Consider the following 5,114-nt stretch of genomic DNA (forward strand, 5'->3'; position numbering starts at 1 on the left):
CCGAGCGGCGACCACCTCGCGGACCTGGGCGTGCTGCTCTCCGCGGTGCTCGCCGACCGCGAGGCCGACCGGGAGCGGATGTCCCGTGCGCTGACCCTCGCCGCGAGGGAGCCGCGTTTGCAGGCGCGGCATGCGGCCCATCTGGAGGCCAAGAACGCCGCCACGAGCGCGCTCCTCGCGACGCGTCTCGGGCAGGACGTCTCGAGCCCCCGGGTGACCGTCCTCGCGATCCTCGCCGGGGCGCTGGCACGGGCGTCGCTCACCCGATGGCACGCTGACGGCGACGCGGACCTCGAGGCCGCGATCACCGCGACCGTCGCCGAGTTCCGCGCGGTCCTCGCGCCGGGAGCGCCGCCAGGCGCGCCGTGACCGGCCCTCGGGACGACCAGGGCTTGCTCCCTCCGCTCGGGCCCGAGGGCCCCGCTGCTTCCGTCGGCCACCCGACGGTCCTCGATCGATGACGCTCGAGCCGTTTCGCCGTGCCCGCGTCGGGCCGGCACCCGATCCGTCACCACTCGAGGAATACTCATGACCACGACCACAGCGGCCCCCGAGGTCGAGAAGGCGCCGATCGAGCTGACCCGGCGCACCGTAGGGCTCATCTTCGCCGCCCTGATGGCGAGCATGTTCATGTCCTCGCTCGACCAGTCGATCATCGGCACCGCGATGCCGACGATCGTCGGCGAGCTCGACGGCGTCGAGCACCAGGGGTGGCTGATCACCGGCTACCTGCTGGCGATCTCGATCGTCATGCCTCTGTACGGGAAGTTCGGCGACCTGTGGGGCCGTCGCTGGCCCTTCCTCGTCGCGATCGGCCTGTTCACGCTCGCCTCTGCGGGGGCGGGGTTCGCGCAGAGCTTCGGTGAGCTCGTGCTGTGGCGCTTCGTGCAGGGCCTGGGTGGCGGCGGTCTGATGATCCTGTCCCAGGCGATCATCGCCGACATCGTCCCGGCTCGGGAGCGCGGCAGGTACATGGGACCGATGGGTGCCATGTTCGGGATCTCCGCGGTGGTCGGCCCGCTGCTCGGTGGCTACTTCACCGAGAGCCTCGACAGGCGCTGGTGCTTCTGGATCAACATCCCGATCGGCATCGCCGCCCTGACCACCGCCTGGTTCACGCTGCGACTCCCGAGCCGGCGCTCGACGCGACCGCTCGACGTCGCCGGAATCGTGCTGCTCGTCCTGGGCGCCTCGGGGATCGTCCTGATGACCAGCTGGACCAGCTGGTCGGGCCGGTCGGGCTACGACTGGAGCGACAGCGGGCTCCTCGCCCTTGCCGCGGCGACCGCCCTGTCGATCGGCCTGTTCGTCCTGGCCGAGAGGCGTGCCGTCGAGCCGGTCCTCCCGCTGCACCTGTTCACGAACCGCACCTTCACGATCGCGACCCTGATCAGCATCGTCGTCGGGGCCGGCATGTTCGCCGCGCTCGCTTTCCTTCCGACCTTCCTGCAGATGGCCACGGGCGCCGGCGTCACGGAGTCCGGCTTCCGGCTGCTCCCGTTGATGGCGGGTCTGATGCTCACCTCGATCGGCTCTGGCATCCTCATCACCCGGACGGGTCGATACCGCGCCTACCCCGTCGTCGGCCTCATGGTCGTGACCCTCGGCCTGGCCTGGCTGACCCGGCTGGAGAGCGGGACGTCGATGCTCCTGTTCAGCGCGATGATCTTCGCTCTCGGGTTCGGCCTCGGCCTGGTGATGCAGACGGTCGTCCTGGCGGTGCAGAACTCGGTCGACCCGCACGAGATCGGGACCGCGACCAGCGCGAACAACTTCTTCCGGGAGCTCGGGGCCGCCGTGGGGACGGCCTTGTTCAGCACGATCTTCGTCAACCGCCTCGCCGCGAACCTCGAGAGCGTCGTGCCCGAGGGCTCCACCGCCGGGGGAGCCGGCGCCGACTCGCTCACCCCGGAGCTGGTCGCCTCCCTTCCCGAGCCGCTGCACTCCGGGATCGTCGAGGCCTACGCCCAGGCGCTCGCCCCGGCGTTCTGGTACCTCGTGCCGATCGTCGCCGTCGGCTTCCTGCTCGCGCTGTTCCTGCGGGAGGTCCCGCTCTCGACCGAGGCGGGGATGGTCACGCGCGGCGAGGCCGTCACCTCCGCCGATGCGCACGGGGCGCAGGGCTCCGGTCGAGCGGAGCCGACCGACGAGGATCCCGTCCGTGAGGCGCAGGTGCTGCTGGACGAGGGGCAGCGCGACGCCGTCGGGGTCGGTCGCTAGCCTGTCCCGCGTGAGCGCACCAGAGTTCGACGACGCCGTCCCGCCCGTTGAGGAGAGTGCCACCGGCGAGCTGGCATCGTCGCCGGCGGGCGGCGCGGAACCGCGGCCCGTCAGCGGGGCTGCGCGGTCTGCTCGCCGCCAGTTCGCCTCGACGATCCTCGTCCTCGAGGCCTTCGTCGTGCTGTTCGCGGCACTGGTCGCCTTCGGGCTGCGCGAGATCGACCCTGCGGTGGTGGGCATCGCCGGGGGAGCGCTCGTCCTGTCACTCGTCCTCGCTGCTGGGGTGCTGCGACGCCCCGGCGGCTACGTCGTGGGGTCCGTGCTGCAGGTGGCGCTGCTCGCGACGGCGTTCGCCGTGCCGATGATGCTCGTCGTCGGGGCGATCTTCGTCGCGCTGTGGGTCACCGGTCTGCGGCTGGGCGGACGGATCGACCGCGAACGTGCCGAGCGGCTCGCCGCCGACGACTAGGCTCTGCGCCATGGCAGCTGTGGAACGCACCCTCGTCCTGGTCAAGCCCGACGCCGTGGCTCGTGGGCTCACCGGGGAGGTGCTCCGCCGCATCGAGGCCAAGGGGTACGCGCTCGTCGCTGCCGAGCTGAGGACGGCCGACGCCGAGCTGCTCGCCGCGCACTACGCGGAGCACGAGGGCAAGCCCTTCTTCGGGCCGCTCGTCGAGTTCATGGGCTCCGGCCCCGTGCTGGCAGCCGTCTTCGAGGGGCAGCGCGTCATCGAGGGCTTCCGCTCGCTCGCCGGGACCACCGATCCCACCTCTGCAGCACCCGGGACGATCCGCGGCGATCTCGGGCGTGACCGGGGGCGCGAGGTCACCGAGAACCTCGTGCACGGGTCGGACTCGGCCGGCTCCGCCGCCCGGGAGATCGCCCTGTGGTTCCCCGGACTGTGACCCTCGCTCCGCGTCCCCTCTAGGCTCAGCCCGTGCACCTCAAGACGCTGACCCTGCGCGGGTTCAAGTCGTTCGCCTCGGCGACGACTCTGCACCTGGAGCCGGGGATCACCTGCGTCGTCGGACCGAACGGGTCCGGCAAGTCCAACGTCGTGGACGCGCTGGCCTGGGTGATGGGTGAGCAGGGCGCCAAGTCCCTGCGCGGCGGCTCGATGGAGGACGTCATCTTCGCCGGCACCTCCGGGCGGCCACCGTTGGGCCGGGCAGAGGTCGCCCTGACGATCGACAACAGCGATGGTGCGCTGCCGATCGACTACTCCGAGGTCACGATCTCCCGCACGCTCTTCCGCAGCGGCGGCTCCGAGTACGCGATCAACGGCTCCTCCTGCCGCCTCCTCGACATCCAGGAGCTCCTCTCGGACACCGGCATGGGCCGCGAGATGCACGTGATCGTCGGGCAGGGGCAGCTCGACGCCGTGCTGCGCGCGACCCCGGAGGACCGGCGCGGCTTCATCGAGGAGGCGGCCGGAGTGCTCAAGCACCGCCGCCGCAAGGAGAAGGCGCTGCGCAAGCTCGACGCGATGCAGGCCAACCTCACGCGGCTCGGTGACCTCACCACCGAGATCCGTCGTCAGCTCGGTCCGCTCGGCCGCCAGGCGGAGGTCGCCCGCAAGGCGCAGACCGTCCAGGTCGACCTGCGTGACGCCAGGGCCCGCCTGCTCGCCGACGACCTCGCCCAGCTCACGGCGACCCTCGAGCAGGAGATCGCCGACGAGACGGCGCTCAAGGAACGACGCGCGGAGGTGGAGGCCGAGCTCGCCTCGGCACGGGCCGCCTCTGCCGAGCTCGAGGCCCGCGCGGCCGCAGCCGCCCCGGAGCTCTCCGAGGCAGGTGAGGTCTGGTACCGGCTGTCCTCGGTGCGCGAACGGCTGCGCGGGACGGCGAGCCTCGCCGCGGACCGTCGCCGGCTGCTGGGGGCGGCGGAGGAGGACCGAGGCACCGGACGTGACCCCCAGGACCTCGAGGCCCAGGCAGAGCGCGCCCGCGCGGCGGAGGCCGAGCTCGCCTCCGAGGTCGAGATGGCGCGGGTGGCGCTCGAGGCGGCTGTCGCGCAGCGTGCGGAGCTGGAGCAGGCAGCCCAGTCGGCCGAGCGGGCCGTCGCCGATCTCCAGCGCACCGCGGCCGACCGTCGTGAGGGTCTCGCCCGGCTCGCCGGTCAGGTCGCTGCGCGCCGGAGCCGGCTCGAGGCCACCGAGGCGGAGATCGGCCGACTGCGGGAGACGGTCACCGAGGCCGAGCGCAGGGGCCACGAGGCCACGGTCTCCTTCGCTGCCCTCGAGTCGCAGGTCGCGGGTGTCGAGGAGGGCGAGGAGGGCCTCGACGCCGAGCACGAGGCCGCCGTCGCCGCCCTGGACGCCGCGACGGAGGCGCTGGCCGCACTGCGCGAGACCGAGCAGCTCACCGAGCGGGAACGTGCCACCTGGACCGCGAAGGTCGAGGCCCTCGAGATGAGCCTCGAGCGCAAGGACGGCGCAGGGGCGCTCCTCGCAGCGGACGACCTGTCGGGGATGCTCGGCTCGGTCGCCGCACTCCTGGGTGTCGAGCCGGGCTACGAGGACGCCATCGCGGCGGCGCTCGGCCCGCTCGCCGACGCCGTGGCCGTCTCCTCCGTGGAGGTGGCCGTGGACGCGGTCCGGCGGCTGCGCCAGGACGACGCCGGTCGGGCCTCCTTGCTGGTCGGCAGCGCCCAGGGCGCGCCCGTCGTGCTGCCGGAGGGATTGCCTGCCGATGCCGTCCCGGCGACGCAGCTCGTCCAGCCCGCCGCCGGTGTCGCCGGCGCCGTGGCCGCGCTGCTCGCCGAGGTGGTCGTCGTCGAGGACCTCGCTCGGGCACGAGCCGTGGTCGAGGCCTTCCCGGGGCTCGTCGCCGTGACCAGGGCGGGGGACCTCCTGGGTTCCGCCCGCGCCTCCGGAGGCTCGGCGAGCGCGC

The 5,114-nt window shown here is 72.8% G+C and carries 4 protein-coding genes and 1 pseudogene; all 5 read left to right on the forward strand.

The window, feature by feature from the left end; genetic code table 11:
- A pseudogene (locus ABWK99_RS13330) lies at positions 1-369 on the forward strand (TetR family transcriptional regulator); the annotation flags it as partial.
- 159 nt (positions 370-528) lie between these two features.
- Positions 529-2,220 (forward strand): MDR family MFS transporter, encoded by a 1,692-nt coding sequence (locus ABWK99_RS13335; protein WP_372595190.1) that lies wholly within the window; start codon positions 529-531, stop codon positions 2,218-2,220.
- Positions 2,221-2,230: 10 nt separating this feature from the next.
- On the forward strand, positions 2,231-2,689 hold the full coding sequence (locus tag ABWK99_RS13340; protein WP_372595191.1) for a DUF4233 domain-containing protein: 459 nt from the start codon (positions 2,231-2,233) through the stop codon (positions 2,687-2,689).
- Positions 2,690-2,699: 10 nt separating this feature from the next.
- Positions 2,700-3,125 carry a nucleoside-diphosphate kinase gene (ndk, locus tag ABWK99_RS13345; protein WP_372595192.1) on the forward strand — a complete coding sequence of 142 codons (426 nt, stop codon included), beginning with the start codon at positions 2,700-2,702 and terminating at the stop codon, positions 3,123-3,125.
- 32 nt (positions 3,126-3,157) lie between these two features.
- Positions 3,158-5,114, forward strand: a 1,957-nt coding sequence (locus ABWK99_RS13350; protein ID WP_372595193.1) for a chromosome segregation SMC family protein, incomplete at its 3' end; no start/stop codon positions are given.

Origin of the sequence: Actinotalea sp. (genome assembly GCF_041597215.1) — a bacterium.
In the GTDB taxonomy this organism is placed as follows: Bacteria; Actinomycetota; Actinomycetes; order Actinomycetales; family Cellulomonadaceae; genus Actinotalea.